This is a genomic window from Pseudomonas sp. Xaverov 259 (genome assembly GCF_019352915.1).
Classification (GTDB): Bacteria; Pseudomonadota; Gammaproteobacteria; order Pseudomonadales; family Pseudomonadaceae; genus Aquipseudomonas.
This window is the reverse complement of sequence record NZ_JAAAFV010000027.1, coordinates 60710-78933: the sequence shown is the minus strand read 5'-3', so window position 1 is coordinate 78933 and position 18224 is coordinate 60710. Positions and strand designations below refer to the sequence as shown.

Below are 18224 nucleotides of genomic sequence, written 5' to 3'. Positions count from 1 at the left end.
GATCGACAGAAAAAACCCGCCTCGGCGGGTTTTTTTGTGCCCGATGCAGCACATTCAGGCCATGTTCATTGTACGTAGGTAGCGTGATTGTCTAAGGTGCAAGCATTGCCGATGGAGCGTGCTGGATGACTGCTGTTGATTTACCCGCTGTACCCCGCGTGTTAATTGCCGAGGCGGACCCTTGGTCGCGGGACCTGCTCAAGCAAGTATTGTTGAATGTGCGCTGCGACGCGCGGCTGGATGTGTGTGCCGATGGCCAGGAAGCGGCCACGCTGTTGCGAGACAAAACCTACGACCTGATCCTGGCGGATTGGGAGCTGTCGGGCGTCGATGGCCTGAGCCTGCTGCGCAGCGTGCGCCAGAAGCACCGTTCGCTGCCGTTCATTCTGCTGAGCAATCGCAATGACAGCGCCAGCGTGCGCGAAGCCTTGCCCCTGGCGCCCACCGCGTACCTGACCAAACCCCTGAACATGGAAGGCCTGACCCAGCGCCTGCAAGACCTGCTGCTCAATGAAGGCGAAAGTGTGTATTGCGAGATACCGCCGCTGGCGCCGGGCATGACCTTGCCGGCCTTTCTGGAGCGCCGCCGCGAAGCGTCCGACGGCGCGCCGCTGCGAGTGGATGTGAAAGCCGCCGTGCAGCACAGCCTCGCCCCGGAAGGTCTTGACCTCAGGCAACTGGAAGATCAGGTAAAAACCGACCCGCAAATCACCGCTGTACTGATCGCCGCCGCCAACAGCGCTGGCTATCACGGCACGCCGGTGCAGACCTTGTCCGCTGCGCTGCAAAAGCTCGCGGCCGGGCAGAGCATGAACCTGATCCTGGGCCTCGCGCTCAAGCACAACGTAGTGCTGGGTGACCCGGCACTGGTGGCCTACGCCGAGCGCTATTGGCAGTTGTCCCAGGACACCGCCGAATACGCCCGCCGCCTGGCGCGCATGCTGGAGCTGGACCACGAACGTTGTTACTGCGCCGGCATTCTGCATCGGCTGGGTGACTTGGCCCTGTTACGCTGCCTGGAAGACTGGCGCCAGGGTGGTGGGGCGCTGGATGACGAAGTGATTGGCGAATCCCTGTTCACCTTTGGTGCCGCCTACGGTTCGGCGTTGCGCACGCGCTGGCGCTTGCCGCTGGAGCTGCGGCAGTTGATTGCGGCGACCTATTCACTCGAAGGCGGGGTGTATTCGCGCGATGCGCTGGTGGTGAACCTGGCGGCGCAGATGGCGCGATTGACCGAGCATGAGGGGTTGGAAGCATTGGCCAAGGGCAAGACCGCGCGGTTGCTCAAGGTGGGCTTGTCGGAGTTGATGCGGGTGCGCAAAACCTAGCTGGCCACGAGGAGCCAATGTGGGAGCGGGCTTGCTCGCGAATGCGGTGGATCAGTCAATATTTTCGGTGGCTGGCACACCGCATTCGCGAGCAAGCCCGCTCCCACATTTTGACCGAGTCCTAACCTTCTATGACGCGGTTTTTGCCTTGGCGCTTGGCCTCGTACATGGCGGCATCGGCCCGTGCGAACAGGCTGTCCAGGGTTGAGTCGTCTTCGCGCAGGTTGGCCAGGCCTTGGCTGACGGTCACGGTAAAGTTCCGGCCTTCAAAGCTGAAGCTCAGTGCCTGGATTTCCTTACCCAGCCGCTCGGCCACCTGTAACGCCATCTGCGGGGCACAGCCAGGCAGCACGGCGGCGAACTCTTCGCCGCCAATGCGTCCGAACAGGTCACCACGGCGCAGTACGCCGCGACCGCTCTCGGCGATACGCCGCAACACCTGATCGCCTTCCAGGTGGCCGTAGCTGTCGTTGACGTCTTTGAAGTCATCGATGTCCAGCAGCAGGAACGCCAGTGGAGCGCCTTGGGCGCAGGCGCTGTCGAACGCCTGGTTGGCGCATTCGAAAAAGTGCCTGCGGTTGCTGCTTTGGGTCAGCACGTCAGTGGTGGCGAGTCGGTGCAGCTCCAACTCCATGTGCTTTTTTTCGGTGATGTCTTCGGCCATGCCCACCACAATTACCGGCTTGCCGGGTTCGACCTGCTGGTTGATATAGCACTTGTCGCTCAGCCAGCGAATCTGACCATCGGCGGTGATTATGCGGTACTCGCGGTCCTCCACGGCGCCGTCTTCCATCACGCGGGCCAGGCTGTGTTCGGCGTAGTCGAGGTCCTCGGGGTGAATGCTGTTGCGCCATTCGCGGTGGTCGGCGAGCAGTAAGCCGGCGGATCGGCCAAACACCCGCTCGTAGGCCGGGCTTACGTACAACACGCGACGGGTTTCCCAATCGATGGCCCACAGCACGGCATTCACGCTGACCAGCAGTGAACTGAGCAGTTGTTCGCGTTCACTCAGCCGTTCGACTTCACCCTGGGCATGCATCAGCGCCAGCAGGGTAGCCGCCGCAGCCGGGCGCGGGTGCTCAGCGACGGGCGCATCGGTTGAATAGGGCTTTTCGGGAACCATCGGCACAACTCTCTCTGGGCACGCCGCAGGATGGAGCAGCGGTCACTACAAGGGGCCGCCATGATGGCGAAGTGTTCCTTGAGAGAGGGGAATTGCGGTGAAGTTCCGTGAACGGGCTGACTAAGAAATGGCGTCAGAAACCAGTATGCGCAGCGCGGGCTTACTGTGGCGAGCGGGCTTGCCCCGCGTTGGGGCGCGCAGCGGCCCCAATAAAAACACCGCGTTCTGACAGGCAGGGCGCGGTGTTTGGTTTCAGGGCTGCTTCGCAGCCCAACGCAGGGCAAGCCTGCTCGCCACGGCAAGCCGGCTCACCACAAGGTCGTCTCAGACCGCTGCAGGGCGCAGCGAGTAGGTCTTCAACTGGTGGGCAAAATCACGCAAGGACTGAATGCCACTGGCCTCAGCCTCATGCACCCATTCCTTGATCGCAGCCAGCATGTCGTGGCCATTGGTGCTGGTCTTGAGCCAGATCTGCTGCAGTGCCAGGCGCTTCTCGTAGATCACCGTCAGCGCGTGGCTGTGTTCGAGCATGCTCTGGATGCGCACGTGATGGCGGTCATCCAGCAGGCTGGTTTCACGCGACAGCAGGCGTTTGGCACGGTGGAACTGGTGACGTACCGAATGATCGACCTTTTCCAGCTCCTGCTTGACCAGTGGGCCGATCACCAACTTGCGGTACTGGGCCATGATCTGGAAGCGGTTGTTGAGGATCGCCATGGCAGTGTCCATGTCCAGGTGGCCTTTGCCCTCGACGCGGTGGGCAATCGGCGCGACGCGCTGCACCTTGGCCAGGCGCAGGAAGCTGAATACTTTGATCCATGCCCAACCCAGGTCGAATTCCCACTTTTTCACCGACAGCTTGGCCGAGTTCGGGTAGGTGTGGTGGTTGTTGTGCAGCTCTTCACCGCCAACGATGATGCCCCACGGCACCAGGTTGGTGGCGGCGTCACGGCACTCGAAGTTGCGATAACCAACCGCATGGCCCAGGCCGTTGATCACACCGGCGGCCCAGAACGGGATCCACATCATCTGGATCGCCCAGATGGTGATGCCGATGGTGCCGAACAGCAGCAGGTCGATGACGCCCATGATCGCCACGCCCAGCAGCGGGTAAGGCGTATAGATTTTGCGCTCGATCCAATCATCCGGGCAGTTTTTGCCGTAGATGCGCAGGGTCTCGGGGTTCTCGGCTTCGGCGCGGTACAGCTCGGCGCCTTTGCGCAGCACGGTGGACAAACCCTTGATGACCGGGCTGTGCGGGTCGTCGACGGTTTCGCACTTGGCGTGGTGTTTGCGGTGGATGGCGGTCCACTCGCGGGTGTTCTGCGCCGTGGTCAGCCACAGCCAGAAGCGGAAGAAGTGTTTCAGGCCGGCATTGAGCTCCAGGGAGCGATGGGCTGAATAACGGTGCAGATAGACCGTGACCCCAACAATGGTCACGTGGGTCATCAACAGCGTGACTGCCACCAGTTGCCAGGCTGACAGGTCAAGAAAACCGTTGTACCACATAGGCTGTATGGCCCTCAGATAAAGAAAAAAACAGCTCACGCATTATCACTAAGCCTACAGAGAAAACCAGCCGCCCTTTCAGATAGGAGTGACTGGATGTTTCTTATTCTATAATCCGCAGCCTTTGTAGGGCGATTTTGTTTTTTGGGTAAGGATTACTGACCATATGCTGTTTTCGTACCGAGGTGCCCTGCGTGTGGGGCTGGTATACCTGCTGGTTTCCATTGTGTGGCTCCAGCTCAGCAACCAGCTATTGATCAACTTTCTCGATGACCCGAGGCAGTTAGGGCGCTGGCTGCAGGTGCGCGGCTATGTGTGGGTGGCCCTGAGCGCGTGGGTCATTTACCTGATCTGTGCGCGTTTTGCCCGTACCCATCGGTTGCTGCAACCCTTGAAAGAAAACCGCGAACGCCTGCAACAGGCCGCCGCCGTGTTCGATTGCACCCGCGAAGGCGTACTGGTCACCGACGCCCAGGGGCTGATCGTGCATGTGAACCGGGCCTTTATGGAGATCACCGGTTATAGCCGTGGGGACGTGATGGGCGAACGGCCGAGCCTGTTCAAGTCCGGGCGCCATTCGTCGAATTTTTATCAACAGGTGTTCCAGACCCTCGAACGCACCGGCGAATGGAGCGGCGAAATCTGGAACCGGCGCAAAAGCGGTGAGATTTATCCACAGTGGCAAACCATCCGGGTTATCCACAATGACCAGGGCGAGGTCAGCCATTACGTCGCGGTCTTTTCCGACATCAGCGCCATCAAAGACTCCGAGCACGAACTGGCGCACCTGGCCCACCACGACCCGCTTACCGACCTGCCCAACCGCCTGCTGTTCACCGACCGCGCCGAGCAGGCGCTGGCCTCAGCGCAAGTGCATAAACGCGGCTGCGCGCTGCTGTTGATGGACTTGGACCACTTCAAGATCATCAACGACAGCCTCGGCCATAACGTCGGTGACCAGTTGCTCAAGGCCGTTGGCGAGCGGTTAAAAGGCCTGTTTGGCCCCGGCGTGACCCTGGCGCGCCTCGGCGGCGATGAGTTCGCCGTGCTGGCCGAAAGTTGTCCACAGGTGGTGCAGGCCGCCGCGCTGGCGCAGCGCATGCTTGATGCGATGAAAGAGCCGTTTGTGTTTGATGGCAACCAGTTGTTCATCAGCGCCAGCATCGGCATCAGCCTGTTCCCCAGTGATGCCCTGAGCGCCGAACAACTGCTGCGCAATGCCGACTCCGCGCTGTTCAAGGCCAAGAGCGCCGGCCGCGAAGGGTATGCGCTGTACACCGAAGAGCTGACCGCCCACGCCCAGCACCGTGTGGAAATCGCCAGCGAACTGCGCCGCGCACTCGATCAGCAAGAGCTGCGTGTGTATTACCAGCCCGTGCACGACCTGCAAGACAGCCGCCTGGTTGGCGTCGAAGCCCTGGTGCGCTGGCAACACCCGGAGCGCGGCCTGGTGCCGCCGGGTGAATTTATCCCGATTGCCGAGCGCACCGGGCTGATTGCCGACATCGACGGCTGGGTGATGGACCAGGCCTGCCGCCAGATGGGCCAATGGCTGGCCGACGGCGCGCCGTTGAGCTTTATTGCGGTGAATGTCTCCAGCCGTTTGTTTGCCCGGCGTGAACTGTATGAGCAAGTCGCCCAGGTGCTGCACACCACCGGCCTGGATCCGGCATTTCTGGAGCTGGAAGTCACCGAAAGCGCGGTGATGGAAGACCCCGAAGTCGCCCTTGAGCAACTGCACCGTCTGCGCGAGTTGGGCTTGCGGTTGGCCATCGATGACTTTGGTACCGGTTATTCGTCACTGCTGCGGCTCAAGCGCCTGCCGGTGCAGAAGCTCAAGATCGACCAGGGATTTGTCGCCGGGTTGCCGTGGGATGAAGACGACGCGGCGATTGTGCGCGTGGTGATCGCCCTGGCTAAAAGCATGGGCATGCAGGTACACGCCGAAGGCATTGAGCAGGTGGAGCAGGCAAGGTTCTTGTTGGCGCAGGAATGTGATTTGGGCCAAGGGTACTGGTTTGGCCGGCCAGTGCCGGCGCAAGAAATGGATTGGGCCAGGTCACCGCCCATCAGGACTTGAAATACGATCAAATGTGGGAGCGGGCTTGCTCGCGAAAGCGGACTGTCAGTCAAGACATGTGTGGCTGATTTACCGCATTCGCGAGCAAGCCCGCTCCCACATTTGGATCTCGGCATGCCTTATTTTCTGCGCTGAACTCGTAAATACCCACGCAACCCCACGTCCTGTCAGAAAATTCTTTCTGGTTATATAAACATTCTTAAATAGTATTTTTAAGAATATCCGCGCTTATCTACTATCGCCCTCACGCCGCAAGCAGTGCCGCCACTGCCAGGCACTATTCATTTCAGGAGCGAGACCATGAGCGCATCTCTACGTAGCGTCGACGGCCAGGACGAAGCAGCCATTTTGCGTGAGATCCAGAGCGCCTTGCGCGACCTGCGGTTTGGCGCGGTGGAAATCACTGTGCATAACGCCCAAGTGGTACAGATCGAACGCAAGGAAAAATTCCGTTTGCAGAACCCGGGTAACAAACCGAGCTAAGCAACAACGGCGATTCGCATGCAAGACCCGCAACTATAAGAAAAAGCCAACACCCAAGAATTTCAGGAGCTTCTATGTCGTCGATTCGCCGTTACGCCTTGGCCGCACTGGCCAGCGCCGTGTTTGCCGGTTCCGCCGTTGCCAAGGACTACGAGTTGCTCAACGTCTCGTATGACCCGACCCGTGAGCTGTACCAGGACTACAACGCTGAGTTCACCAGCTACTGGAAACAGTCCCACCCTGGCGACAACGTCAAGATCCAGCAATCCCATGGCGGCTCGGGCAAGCAAGGCCGTGCGGTGATCGACGGCCTGCGCGCCGACGTAGTGACCCTGGCCCTGGCCGGCGACATCGATGAAATCGCCAAACTGGGCAAGACCCTGCCGGAAAACTGGCAAACCCGCCTGCCGGATGCGAGTACCCCGTACACCTCGACCATCGTGTTCCTGGTGCGCAAGGGCAACCCTAAAGGCATCAAGGACTGGGGCGACCTGATCAAGAAAGACGTTTCCGTTATCACGCCTAACCCGAAAACCTCCGGCGGTGCGCGCTGGAACTTCCTCGCCGCGTGGGCCTACGGCCTCAAATCCGGCGGCAGCGAAGCCAAGGCCCAGGAATACGTAAAAGAGCTGTTCAAACACGTGCCGATCCTCGACACCGGCGCTCGTGGTTCGACCATCACCTTCGTCAACAACGGTCAGGGTGACGTGTTGCTGGCCTGGGAAAACGAGGCGTTCCTGGCACTCAAAGAAGACGGCGGCGCCGACAAGTTCGACATCGTCGTGCCGTCCCTGTCGATCCTCGCGGAGCCGCCGGTGGCCGTGGTCGACAAAAACGCCGAGAAAAAGGGCAATACCGAGATCGCCACCGAATACCTCAAGCACCTGTACAGCCCGGCTGGCCAGGAGATTGCGGCGAAGAACTTCTACCGCCCACGCGATGAGAAAGTCGCCGCCAAATACGCCCAGCAGTTCCCGAAACTGGACCTGGTGACTATCGACAAAGACTTCGGCGGCTGGAAAACTGCCCAACCGAAATTCTTTAACGACGGTGGCGTGTTCGACCAGATCTACACGGCGCAGTAAGCCGAGAAACACACACTCACGAAGCCCGCATTCACCTGCGGGTTTTGTGTGTCAGTTCCGCTAACCAAGGACTCTTATGTCGCGTCGTATTTCCCCCGTCATACCCGGCTTCGGGCTGACGCTGGGCTACACCGTGGTGTACCTCAGCCTGATCGTACTCATCCCCCTGGCGGCGATGTTTGTACATGCCGCTCAACTCACTTGGGATCAGTTCTGGGCCATCATTACCGCACCGCGGGTGCTGGCAGCGTTAAAACTGAGCTTCGGCACCGCGTTCGTCGCGGCGATCATCAACGGCGTGATCGGCACACTGCTGGCCTGGGTGCTGGTGCGTTATACCTTCCCCGGCCGCAAGATCATCGATGCGATGATCGACTTGCCGTTTGCGCTGCCCACCGCCGTAGCCGGTATTGCCCTCACGGCGCTGTACGCACCGGCAGGCCTGGTCGGGCAATTCGCGACCGACCTGGGCTTTAAAATCGCCTACACCCCCATCGGCATCACCCTGGCACTGACCTTTGTCACCTTGCCCTTCGTGGTGCGTACGGTGCAGCCGGTGCTCGCCGATATCCCGCGTGAAATCGAAGAAGCTGCCGCTTGCCTGGGCGCCAAGCCCTTGCAGGTGTTCCGCTACATCCTCGTGCCCGCATTGCTGCCCGCGTGGCTGACCGGCTTCGCGCTGGCCTTCGCCCGTGGCGTGGGTGAGTACGGTTCGGTGATCTTCATCGCCGGCAACATGCCGATGAAAACCGAGATTCTGCCGTTGCTGATCATGGTCAAGCTCGACCAATACGACTACACCGGCGCCACCGCCATCGGCGTGATGATGCTGGTGGTTTCCTTTGTCCTGCTGCTGCTGATCAACTTGCTGCAGCGGCGCATCGAAACCCCATAAGGAGGCGCGGAACATGTCCCAATCGTCTATTTCCGCCGCGTCCTCGGCCAACGCTGCCCGTCGTGGCAGCGCGGTGTCGCGTCGCATCCTGATCACGCTGGGCTGGCTGGTGTTCGCGCTGTTCCTGCTGCTGCCGCTGTTTATCGTGGTGTCCCAGGGCTTGAAGAACGGCCTCGGCGCGTTCTTCACGGCGATCCTTGAGCCGGACGCGCTGTCGGCATTGAAGCTCACGGTGATCGCCGTGGTGATTTCGGTGCCGCTCAACCTGGTGTTTGGCGTCAGCGCCGCGTGGTGTGTGAGCAAGTACTCGTTCCGTGGCAAGAGCATTCTGGTCACGCTGATCGACCTGCCGTTCTCGGTGTCGCCGGTGATCGCGGGCCTGGTCTACGTGCTGATGTTCGGCGCCCAGGGCTTCTTTGGCCCGTGGCTGCAAGACCATGACATCCAGATCGTGTTTGCCCTGCCGGGCATTGTGCTGGCGACCATCTTCGTCACGGTGCCGTTCGTGGCCCGTGAACTGATCCCGCTGATGCAGGAGCAGGGCACCCAGGAAGAAGAAGCCGCACGCCTGCTGGGCGCCAATGGCTGGCAGATGTTCTGGCATGTGACCGTGCCGAACATCAAGTGGGGCCTGATCTACGGCGTGGTGCTGTGTACCGCGCGGGCGATGGGTGAGTTCGGCGCGGTGTCGGTGGTGTCCGGCCACATTCGCGGCGTGACCAACACCTTGCCGCTGCACGTCGAGATCCTCTACAACGAATACAACCATGTCGCCGCGTTTGCCGTTGCGAGCCTGTTGCTGATCCTGGCGCTCTTCATCCTGCTGCTCAAGCAGTGGAGCGAGAACCGTATCAACCGCCTGCGCAACAGCGCCGGTGAGGAATAAGTCATGTCGATCGAAGTCCGTAATGTCAGCAAGAATTTCAACGCCTTCAAGGCCCTGAACAGCATCAATCTGGACATCCAGAGTGGCGAGCTGGTGGCGTTGCTGGGCCCGTCCGGCTGCGGCAAGACCACCTTGCTGCGCATCATCGCGGGTCTTGAAACCCCGGATGACGGCAGCATCGTGTTCCACGGTGAAGACGTGTCCGGCCACGACGTGCGTGATCGCAACGTCGGCTTTGTGTTCCAGCACTACGCGTTGTTCCGCCACATGACTGTGTTCGACAACGTTGCCTTCGGCCTGCGCATGAAGCCGAAAAACCAGCGCCCGAGCGAAAGCCAGATCGCGGTCAAGGTGCATGAGCTGCTGAACATGGTGCAGCTCGATTGGCTGTCTGATCGCTACCCGGAACAACTCTCCGGCGGCCAGCGCCAACGTATCGCCCTGGCACGCGCCCTGGCGGTAGAACCCAAAGTGCTATTGCTCGACGAACCCTTCGGCGCCCTCGACGCCAAGGTGCGTAAAGAGCTGCGCCGCTGGCTGGCGCGCCTGCACGAAGACATCAACCTGACCTCGGTGTTCGTGACCCACGACCAGGAAGAGGCCATGGAAGTCGCCGACCGTATCGTGGTGATGAACAAGGGCGTGATCGAGCAGATCGGCTCACCGGGCGAAGTCTACGAAAACCCGGCCAGCGATTTTGTGTATCACTTCCTCGGTGATTCCAACCGCCTGCATCTGGGTGAAGACAAGCACGTGCTGTTCCGCCCGCATGAAGTGTCGCTGTCGCGCCATGAGCTGGAAGATCACCACGCGGCGCAAGTGCGCGATATTCGCCCGCTCGGCGCCACCACACGGGTAACGCTGAAGGTCGAAGGCCAAAGCGAGTTGATCGAGGCCGAAGTGGTCAAAGACCACGACAGCCTGACCGGTCTGGCGCGTGGCGAGACCTTGTTCTTCAAGCCCAAGGTCTGGCAAAAAGCCTGACCCTCCGATCGTTCCCACGCTCCGCGTGGGAACGCCTCTTGTGACGCTCTGCGTCACGCTTTGGGACGCGGAGCGTCCTGGGCTGCATTCCCACGCAGAGCGTGGGAACGATCATGTGGGAGCTGGCTCGACTTTAGATCGCGGCGTTCTACCGGGCCGGAGCGCGCCTCAATCTGCTCCTTGAGACCATGCCGCAACCCCAGCAAAAACGCCAACTCCGCCACCACAAACAACGGACCCACAATTAGCCCCGACACATCATCCACAAACGCCGGCTTTCTGCCTTCGTAGTAATGCCCGACAAACTGAATCACCCAGCCCACCACAAACATCCCGATGCCGCTGCTCAGCCACACCAGCGTGCTCTGCGCCGCCAGCGCATGCCCGGCCCACACCGACAGGCCCATCAACACCGTCATCAGCACGCCCAGCGCCAGTTCCAGGCGAAGGTAAAACCACGCCGAAAACAGCGCGAGTAGCACTGCCGGAGATATCCACAGGTTGCTGACGGCCCATTCGGGGCGCGACAACAGCACCGCTACGGCGACGACGATCAGCGGGATGCCGATAAAGTGGCTGGCGATATTGCGCGGGTCGCGGTGGTAAGCGGCGTATTGGCTGAGGTGGTCGACGAGGCTTTTCATTGTTGTTCCTCCTGTAGGATGCTTGATCATGCCCTGTCCGCCTGTGACTGACTGTCAGCTGGGCGACAATCTTCGGAGTGCTCATGGACACAGAGAAATGGCGTACTCGCTTGGCCTGCGGCCACTGGTTCAGCCACCTGCCTGAGCCTTTTCAGCATAGCCTGCTGGCCCACGCCCGGCTGCGACAGCTGGCGGCGGGGCAAACCCTGTTCAAGCGTGGCGACCCGCCCTGTGGCCTGTACGCGGTGCTCGACGGCGCCTTGCGCATCAGCGCGGTGAATGAGCACGGCAAGGAAGCGCTGTTGAGTCTGGTGGAATCACCCTTCTGGTTGGGTGAGATTTGCCTGTTCGACGGCCTGCCACGCACCCATGACGCCTGCGCCGTCGGGCCGTGCACGCTGCTGCAGGTGCCACAGCAGGCGCTGTTGAATATCCTCAATGACAGCCCGCAGTACTGGCGCGACCTGGCCTTGTTGATGAGCCAGAAACTGCGCCTGAGTTTTATCAATATCGAGCAACTGAGCTTGATGCCGGCCTCGGTGCGCTTGGCCCATCGTCTGTTGATGATTGTTGAGGGTTACGGCGAGGCCGAGTATTCAAAAAGCGTGCTGCAACTGCCCCAGGAAGACCTGGCCGCAATGTTGAGCCTGTCACGCCAGACCACCAACGCCTTGCTCAAAGACCTGCAAGCCCAAGGCATCGTGCGCCTGGGTTACGGCGAGATCGAAATCCTCGACGCCCGGCGACTGCGTGAGGCGGCGCACACCTGAGGGTGTTAGCCTGCAAGCCTGATTAATCGAGGTGTGTTATGCGCGTGCTGTTAGTGGAACATGAATCCGAAGAGGCACAGCGGATGGCCCAGGGCTTGAACGAGGCCAGTTACAGCGTCGAAGTCGCGGCCAACGGCATGGCGGCGTTGCGCCTGGTTGAAAGCAGCGAATACGACCTGGTGATCCTGGATGTGATGCTGCCGGGCCTGAATGCCTGGAAATTGCAGCAGGCGATTCGGTTGAAGGGTGAGACTCCGGTGTTGTTCCTGACCACGCCGGGCGGGATTGAAGACCGCTTGCGTGGGCTGGAACTGCATGAGGATGATTATTTGCTCAAGCCGTTTGATGCCAAAGTGCTGGTGGCGCGGGTGAAAAAACTCTTGCGGCGTGGTCGCTGAGCCACCGCTATCGCAGGCAAGCCAGCTACCACAGTTGGAATGCATTCCCCTGTGGGAGCCGGGCTTGCCCGCGATGAGGCCCGACCTAACGCAACCCATCGCGAAACTGCCCCGGCGTCATCCCCGTCCAGCGCTTGAACGCTCGGCTGAAACTGCTGGTATCGGCAAACCCAAGCAAATAACTGATCTCGGCCAATGAGCAGTGCGGATCGCGCAAGTGCAGCAGCGCCAGGTTTTCGCGGCACTCGTTGAGCAACGCATCAAACCGACAGCCCTCATCCGCCAAATGCCGCTGCAAGCTGCGCAGGCTCAGGTGCAACGCCTGGGCAATGCGCTCGGCACTCGGCTCGCCCTCCGGCAATTGTTCCTCGATCGCCCTGCGCACCTTGCGTTCCCAGGTCAGCGGTTGTAACTGGGCAAGGGTGCGCTTGAGCACGGTTTCATTGTGCTCGGCCAACTCGGGGTTGGCGTCGTCCAGGTGGCTGTCGAAATCCCGTGCAGCGAACTCCAGGCGGTCTTCCTCGGCGCCAAAAAACACCGGCGCGCGGAATACCGCATGCCAGGGTTTGGGATCGGCCGGTTCGGGGCGGCGCAGGTACACCGCCAACGGCGCATAGTCGCGGCCCAGGCGGTTGCGACAGGTACGCACGTAAATCGCCGCAAACGCATCAATGGCTTCCAGCGCCGGCGCCGGGCTGTCGGGCGGTTGCAGCAGGCGAAAGTGGTAACGCTCGCCCTCTGCACTAAGCTCCAGGGTCAGCGCATCGCTGACCACCTGGTGATAACGCACGATGCGCTCGAACACCTCACGCAAACTGCCGCTGGCCACCAGTGCATAACCCAGCGCATGAAAGGTGGTGGGGCTCACGAACCGCGACACTCGCAACCCAATCGCCGGGTCGCCGCTGGCCTGCACCGCCAGTTCCCACAAGCGCGTGGTGGCCGACAGCGGGTAACGCGCATTCGGGTCGTCCATTTGTTGCGGGTCGAGCCCGGCCTCACTGCACAGCGCGGCGCTGTCCAGGTTAAGGGCGTCGAGCTGCTTGCGCAGGGCGCGGGTCCAGCTGGCGAGGGAGGTGGGTTCAGTCATGGTGATTGGCGCTTGCGGTCAACAGGTTGGCGTCCGGGGCTAGCGTCCCGCCCGATCGCTTGGGGCAGGATGGACGTATCACTTAACAAGAGGATGGGAGCATGGACGGTACTTCTGCAAGTCCCCAACAGATGAACGCGCAACAGCGCTCGGCAATAATCCGCGAAGTGGTGCTCGCCGAAGGCGTGCGGTTGCGCCAGCAGCACCCCTGGCTGCTGCATCAGGACGCGTTGGGCGCGGGCATCCTGGCCTTGGCCTTGCTCGGCATGCTTGGCTCGGCGGCGCTGTATATCACCGGCCATATGGCCTGGTGGGCGTGCCTGCTGCTCAATGCCTTCCTCGCTTCGCTGACCCACGAGCTGGAACACGATCTGATCCACAGCATGTACTTTCGCAAGCAACGCGTGCCCCACAACCTGATGATGGGCCTGGTGTGGCTGGCGCGGCCGAGCACCATCAACCCGTGGATACGCCGGCACCTGCACCTTAACCACCACAAGGTGTCGGGCACCGAGACCGATATGGAAGAACGCGCCATCACCAATGGCGAACCCTGGGGGTTCGCGCGGTTGTTGATGGTGGGGGATAACGTGATGTCAGCGTTTATCCGCATGCTGCGGGCCAAGACCTGGAGTCACAAACTCAAGATCCTCAAGCGCTCGCTGCTGGTCTACGCACCGCTGGCACTGCTGCATTGGGGCGCGTGGTATGTGTTCCTGGGTTTTCATGCCGCCAATGGCATTGCCAGCCTGATGGGCGCGCCCATCGACTGGTCCGCCGGCACTTTGCAGGTGATGCAGGTGATTGATATCGCCGCCGTGGTGATCATCGGCCCCAACGTGCTGCGCACCTTTTGCCTGCACTTTGTCAGCTCCAACATGCACTATTACGGCGATGTGGAACTGGGCAACGTGATCCAGCAAACCCAGGTGCTCAACCCGTGGTGGATGTGGCCGTTGCAGGCGTTCTGCTTCAACTTCGGCAGCACCCACGGCATCCACCATTTTGTGGTGAAGGAGCCGTTCTACATTCGCCAGATGACCGCCAAGGTGGCCCACAAAGTCATGCGCGGGATGGGCGTGCGCTTCAATGATATCGGCACATTTGCCCGCGCCAATCGGCTTGAGCGCCAGGAACGGCCGGACGCCGAATTGGCGTTCAGCAAGCAATAAACGCCAGCGGCAGGTCGCGAATCTGTTCGCGCAGCGGCGGTTGATAGTGGTCGTCGCTGATCAGTTCATGCAGCAGCTCTTCGCGCAGTTGGTGGAACTCGAAGCTGCTGCGCTGGCGCGGATGGGGCAGGGCGATGTCCACCACCTGCTTGATGCGCCCGGGTCGCGGCTCCATCACCACCACGCGGTCGGCCAGAAAAATCGCTTCTTCCACATCGTGGGTTACCAGCACCGTGGTGATTTTGGCGCGGGCGCGAATCGCCAACAGCTCGTCCTGCATCTGCTGGCGGGTCAGCGCATCGAGGGCGCCGAACGGCTCGTCGAGCAACAGAATACGCGGGCTGGCCACCAGGCCACGGGCGATAGCCACACGTTGCGCCATGCCGCCGGACAGCTGATGCGGATAAGCGCGGGTAAAGTCGGTAAGGCCCACCAATTCGATAAAGTCACCGATGCGCCGGTTGCGCTCGGCCTCGCTCAACGGCTCGTTGACCAGGCCCAGGCCGATGTTTTCTGCGACGGTCAGCCAGGGGAACAACCTGTGTTCCTGGAACACGATGCCGCGTTCGCCGCCGATACCCTTTACGGCGTTGCCGTCCACCCGGATCTCGCCACGAAACTGCGTATCCAGCCCCACCAGCAGGCGTAGCAGGGTGGATTTGCCGCAGCCGCTTGCGCCCACAATCGCCACGAACTCGCCTTCGGCGATGTCCAGGTTGAATTCGCGAATCGCCTCCAGCTCAAAGCCGTCGACGTCAAAGGTCTTGCCCACATGGTTGAAGCTGACGATAGGTGCGTTCATGCGTGTCTCCAGCGCGTGGCGCGGGTTTCGATGCGTTGGCCGATAAGGTTGAGCGTCGCGCCGGTAAGGCCGACCAGCAGCATGCCGCCCATGATCAGGTCCATGCGCAGCAGCTGTTGGGCGCCGATCATCAGGCTGCCGATGCCGCCATTGGACGGCATGAAATATTCCGCACCGATGGTGCCCAGCCAGGCATAGATCAGGCTCAGGCGCAGGCCGGCGAAGATCCCCGCCGCCGCGCCCGGCAGCACCAGGCGGCGCAGGCGCTGGAACAGGTTCAGGCGCAGCACTTGCGCGGCTTCGCGCAACTGTGGCGACAGGTTCAACACGCTGCGTTGGGTAGCGATAAACAGCGGAAAAAACGCCGCGAGGGCGATAAACACCCACTTGGCCAACTCACCCAGGCCGAACCAGGCGGTGAGCAACGGCACCCAGGCGAAAATTGCGATCTGGCGCAGCGCGGCCAGGGTCGGCCCGAGTACTCGTTCGCTGCGTCGCGACAACCCCAGCCACACGCCCATGGCAAATCCCAGGCTGCCGCCGAGCAACAGGCCACCCAGCGTGCGGCCGAGGCTTTTGCCCAACGCGCCGGACAGGCTGCCATCCAGCACACCCGCGCCGGTGGTTTGCAGCACGGCCCATGGGCTGACCAGAATATTGGGGTCCACCCAAGCCTGATCCGTCGCCACCTGCCACAACGCCAACAACAGCAGCGGCAATAACCACGGTTGCAGGCGTTGCCACCCTTCATAGCGCGGGCCACGCCGAATCTGCGCGGTGGCTGGGTGCGGCCAATGCACCCATTTGCGGTCCAGCCAGCCGATGCCGCGATCCATTACCACGCCCAACACACCGATGACCACGATGCACACGAAGACGATATCGAGCATGAACAACTGGCGTGCCCAGACCATCAGGTAGCCGATGCCTTCGCTGGACGCCAGCAACTCCACGGCCAGCAACGAGGTCCAGCCCGCCGCCAGCGCCAGGCGCACACCGGCCATGAAGGCCGGCAATGCAGCGGGCAGGATCAGCCGACGAATCAGCAGGTGGGTGGGCAGTCGCAGTACGCGGGCGGCTTCACGCAGGTTGGGTTGCGCGTCACGCACGCCGACCAGTGTGTGCAAGGTAACGGGCACCACAATCGCCTTCACCAGCACCACCAGTTTCAAGGTTTCGCCGATGCCGAAAAACACCATGAACAACGGGATCCAGGCCAGGGTCGGCACTTGCGACAACGCGCTGAAGGTGGGGAACACCAGGCGTTCGGCGCGTGCGCTGAAACCTAATAGCGCACCCAATACGGCCCCCGCACCGATACCGGCCAACAGCCCCCAGAACAAACGCTGCAAGCTGATCGCCAGGTTGCTCCACAGCTCGCCGCCGGCCAGTTCCACGGCGCTGCTCCACACCAGTGAAGGTGCGGGCAAAATTTGTTCGCTCATCCACTGATGACGGCTGGCCAACCACCACAGCGCAAACAGCGCCAGCGGCAACAGCCAGGGCAGCAAACGCTCACTGAGCAAGGGCCAGCGCGGCGCGGGGGTTGGAAGAGGCAGGCTCAACTGTGAAGTGCGGGCCATGGCAGACCTCCCTCGGCGTTATGTGATTTTGATCTTATAAAAATGGAATCAAGATGATTGTGAGATAAGAAAAATCATTTAAAGCCTCTGCCCGGCACGCATCCAATGCATTCGAAGAATATTTTCGATGCTGTTTATGCATACGCCGCTGGAGCCAGCGTTTCTGCGCGCATAGTCCAAAAAGCTATTAAATTGTGAATTTATAGTATTTAAAGTTTTGCTCGGGCTATGCCTACTTTCTGCTCCCCAGGCGACCGTCGCCCACCAGGAGCTGCGCTTATGAAACTGCCCTTCAAACGTCTGATCAGCCTGTTCGCGGGCACCGCCCTGGCCGGGCTGGTACACGCCGCCGACCTCAAGGAAATCCGCATCGCCGTGCCTGACCTGAGTGCCGGGAGCCAGCACAGCGGCGGCGGTATAACGGATGTATTGCGCGAGCAGCAGATCTTCGAAAAGGCCTTTGCCGACCAAGGCATCAAGATCCAGTGGAATTACTTCAAGGGCGCCGGTCCCGTGATCAATGAAGCCTTCGCCAATGGCCAGGTGGACCTGGCCTACCTGGGCGACCTGGCGGCGATCATCGGTCGCTCCAATGGGCTGGACACACGTTTGCTCAGCGCCACCGCGCGCGACATCAAACAGTACCTGGGCGTGGTGCCTGGCTCGGGGATCAAAACCTTGCAAGACCTCAAGGGCAAGCGTGTGGCGGTGTTCCGTGGCACGGCCAGCCAGTTGTCGTTCGACAGCGCATTGGCCAGCCAGGGCTTGAATGAAAAGGACCTGAAAGTCATCAACCTGGATTTCAACGCGGCGGGAGCGGCGTTGGCCGCCAAGCAAATTGATGCGACCTGGGGCGGTTCGAACCTGACGGCGTTGCAGGCCAAAGGGCTGGCGGAAATACCGCTCACCACCAAGGACCTCGGCGGCGCCGGCAGCGTCCAGGCGGTGCTGGTGGGCAGCAAACAGTTTGTCGACGAACACCCCGATGCGGTAGCCAAACTGCTCAAGGCCCAGCAGCAAGCGGTGCAGTGGTTGACCACCGACAGCAACAAGCAGTCCTATATCGAGCTGGTGTCGGGGCGAGCCAGTTATCCACCGGTGATCCTGACCAACGACTTGAAAGACCAGCAGCTCAGCGAGATTTTCCCGGCGACCCTGGATCCGGTGTTCCTGGGCAAGTTGCAGGGCGCGGTGGACTTGGCGTCCAAGGAACGGCTGATTCGCAAGTCGTTTCAGGTGAGTGACTGGGTGGCGCCGAACCTGGCCGCCGCGGGGCTCTGAGAGTTTTGGTGCCTGGGATATCGCTATCGCAGGCAAGCCAGCTCCCACATTTGACTGTGTTCACACATCAAACTGTGGGAGCTGGCTTGCCTGCGATGAGTATAGGTACCG

Annotated in this window: 16 protein-coding genes and 1 pseudogene; 11 read left to right on the top strand and 6 right to left on the bottom strand. The window is 61.1% G+C overall.

All coding sequences use genetic code 11. The features are described 5' to 3' along the window. The first annotated feature begins 125 nt into the window (after positions 1 to 125). Entirely contained in the window at positions 126 to 1328 is a 1203-nt protein-coding gene (locus K0H48_RS09660) for an HDOD domain-containing protein (protein WP_219267298.1), read from the top strand. A gap of 121 nt (positions 1329 to 1449) precedes the next feature. Here the strand turns inward: K0H48_RS09660 and K0H48_RS09655 are convergent, their stop codons facing one another. Both K0H48_RS09655 and desA read right to left on the bottom strand, forming a co-directional pair. Continuing rightward, positions 1450 to 2451 (bottom strand): sensor domain-containing diguanylate cyclase, encoded by a 1002-nt coding sequence (locus K0H48_RS09655; protein WP_219267297.1) that lies wholly within the window; start codon positions 2449 to 2451, stop codon positions 1450 to 1452. A 324-nt stretch (positions 2452 to 2775) separates the two neighbouring features. Further along, positions 2776 to 3960, bottom strand: coding sequence for a delta-9 fatty acid desaturase DesA (desA, locus tag K0H48_RS09650; RefSeq protein ID WP_017136693.1), 1185 nt, complete (start codon positions 3958 to 3960; stop codon positions 2776 to 2778). A 166-nt stretch (positions 3961 to 4126) separates the two neighbouring features. Here desA and dibA point away from each other — a divergent pair, with 166 nt between their 5' ends. From dibA to K0H48_RS09620, 6 genes are all read left to right on the top strand, one after another. After that, positions 4127 to 6040: a phosphodiesterase DibA gene (gene dibA / locus K0H48_RS09645; RefSeq protein ID WP_219267296.1), complete on the top strand. Its 1914-nt coding sequence runs from the start codon at positions 4127 to 4129 to the stop codon at positions 6038 to 6040. A 300-nt stretch (positions 6041 to 6340) separates the two neighbouring features. Beyond that, entirely contained in the window at positions 6341 to 6523 is a 183-nt protein-coding gene (gene oscA, locus K0H48_RS09640; RefSeq protein ID WP_003170956.1) for a sulfur starvation response protein OscA, read from the top strand. A 74-nt stretch (positions 6524 to 6597) separates the two neighbouring features. Further along, positions 6598 to 7608 (top strand): sulfate ABC transporter substrate-binding protein, encoded by a 1011-nt coding sequence (locus K0H48_RS09635; protein WP_138817351.1) that lies wholly within the window; start codon positions 6598 to 6600, stop codon positions 7606 to 7608. Between the two features lie 76 nt (positions 7609 to 7684). Next, a complete protein-coding gene (gene cysT / locus K0H48_RS09630) occupies positions 7685 to 8503 on the top strand; it encodes a sulfate ABC transporter permease subunit CysT (protein ID WP_065930892.1) in 819 nt (272 codons plus the stop codon). Positions 8504 to 8516: 13 nt separating this feature from the next. Further along, entirely contained in the window at positions 8517 to 9389 is an 873-nt protein-coding gene (cysW, locus tag K0H48_RS09625; RefSeq protein WP_017136696.1) for a sulfate ABC transporter permease subunit CysW, read from the top strand. Between the two features lie 3 nt (positions 9390 to 9392). Beyond that, positions 9393 to 10373, top strand: coding sequence for a sulfate/molybdate ABC transporter ATP-binding protein (locus K0H48_RS09620; protein WP_065930891.1), 981 nt, complete (start codon positions 9393 to 9395; stop codon positions 10371 to 10373). A gap of 149 nt (positions 10374 to 10522) precedes the next feature. On the opposite strand, the pseudogene K0H48_RS09615 reads toward K0H48_RS09620, so the two are convergent. Beyond that, a pseudogene (locus K0H48_RS09615) lies at positions 10523 to 11017 on the bottom strand (DUF962 domain-containing protein); the annotation flags it as partial. Positions 11018 to 11100: 83 nt separating this feature from the next. Here K0H48_RS09615 and K0H48_RS09610 point away from each other — a divergent pair. Both K0H48_RS09610 and K0H48_RS09605 read left to right on the top strand, forming a co-directional pair. Further along, the gene (locus K0H48_RS09610; RefSeq protein WP_219267295.1) at positions 11101 to 11787 is read left to right on the top strand and encodes a Crp/Fnr family transcriptional regulator; all 687 of its coding nucleotides are present in this window, start codon (positions 11101 to 11103) and stop codon (positions 11785 to 11787) included. 38 nt (positions 11788 to 11825) lie between these two features. Then, on the top strand, positions 11826 to 12185 hold the full coding sequence (locus tag K0H48_RS09605; RefSeq protein ID WP_219267294.1) for a response regulator: 360 nt from the start codon (positions 11826 to 11828) through the stop codon (positions 12183 to 12185). Between the two features lie 85 nt (positions 12186 to 12270). Here the strand turns inward: K0H48_RS09605 and K0H48_RS09600 are convergent, their stop codons facing one another. Further along, positions 12271 to 13275: an AraC family transcriptional regulator gene (locus tag K0H48_RS09600; RefSeq protein WP_138817346.1), complete on the bottom strand. Its 1005-nt coding sequence runs from the start codon at positions 13273 to 13275 to the stop codon at positions 12271 to 12273. Positions 13276 to 13376: 101 nt separating this feature from the next. Here K0H48_RS09600 and K0H48_RS09595 point away from each other — a divergent pair, with 101 nt between their 5' ends. After that, a complete protein-coding gene (locus K0H48_RS09595; RefSeq protein WP_219267293.1) occupies positions 13377 to 14447 on the top strand; it encodes a fatty acid desaturase in 1071 nt (356 codons plus the stop codon). On the opposite strand, the gene K0H48_RS09590 is transcribed toward K0H48_RS09595, so the two are convergent. Together K0H48_RS09590 and K0H48_RS09585 are read right to left on the bottom strand one after the other, a co-directional pair. Beyond that, a complete protein-coding gene (locus K0H48_RS09590; RefSeq protein ID WP_219267292.1) occupies positions 14434 to 15249 on the bottom strand; it encodes an ABC transporter ATP-binding protein in 816 nt (271 codons plus the stop codon). The two genes, K0H48_RS09595 and K0H48_RS09590, sit on opposite strands and share 14 nt — an antisense overlap. Beyond that, positions 15246 to 16832 carry an ABC transporter permease gene (locus tag K0H48_RS09585; RefSeq protein WP_219267291.1) on the bottom strand — a complete coding sequence of 529 codons (1587 nt, stop codon included), beginning with the start codon at positions 16830 to 16832 and terminating at the stop codon, positions 15246 to 15248. The genes K0H48_RS09590 and K0H48_RS09585 overlap by 4 nt, the downstream gene beginning before the upstream one ends. Before the next feature lie 279 nt (positions 16833 to 17111). Here K0H48_RS09585 and K0H48_RS09580 point away from each other — a divergent pair, with 279 nt between their 5' ends. Beyond that, positions 17112 to 18113 carry an ABC transporter substrate-binding protein gene (locus K0H48_RS09580; RefSeq protein WP_219267290.1) on the top strand — a complete coding sequence of 334 codons (1002 nt, stop codon included), beginning with the start codon at positions 17112 to 17114 and terminating at the stop codon, positions 18111 to 18113. Positions 18114 to 18224 lie beyond the last annotated feature (111 nt).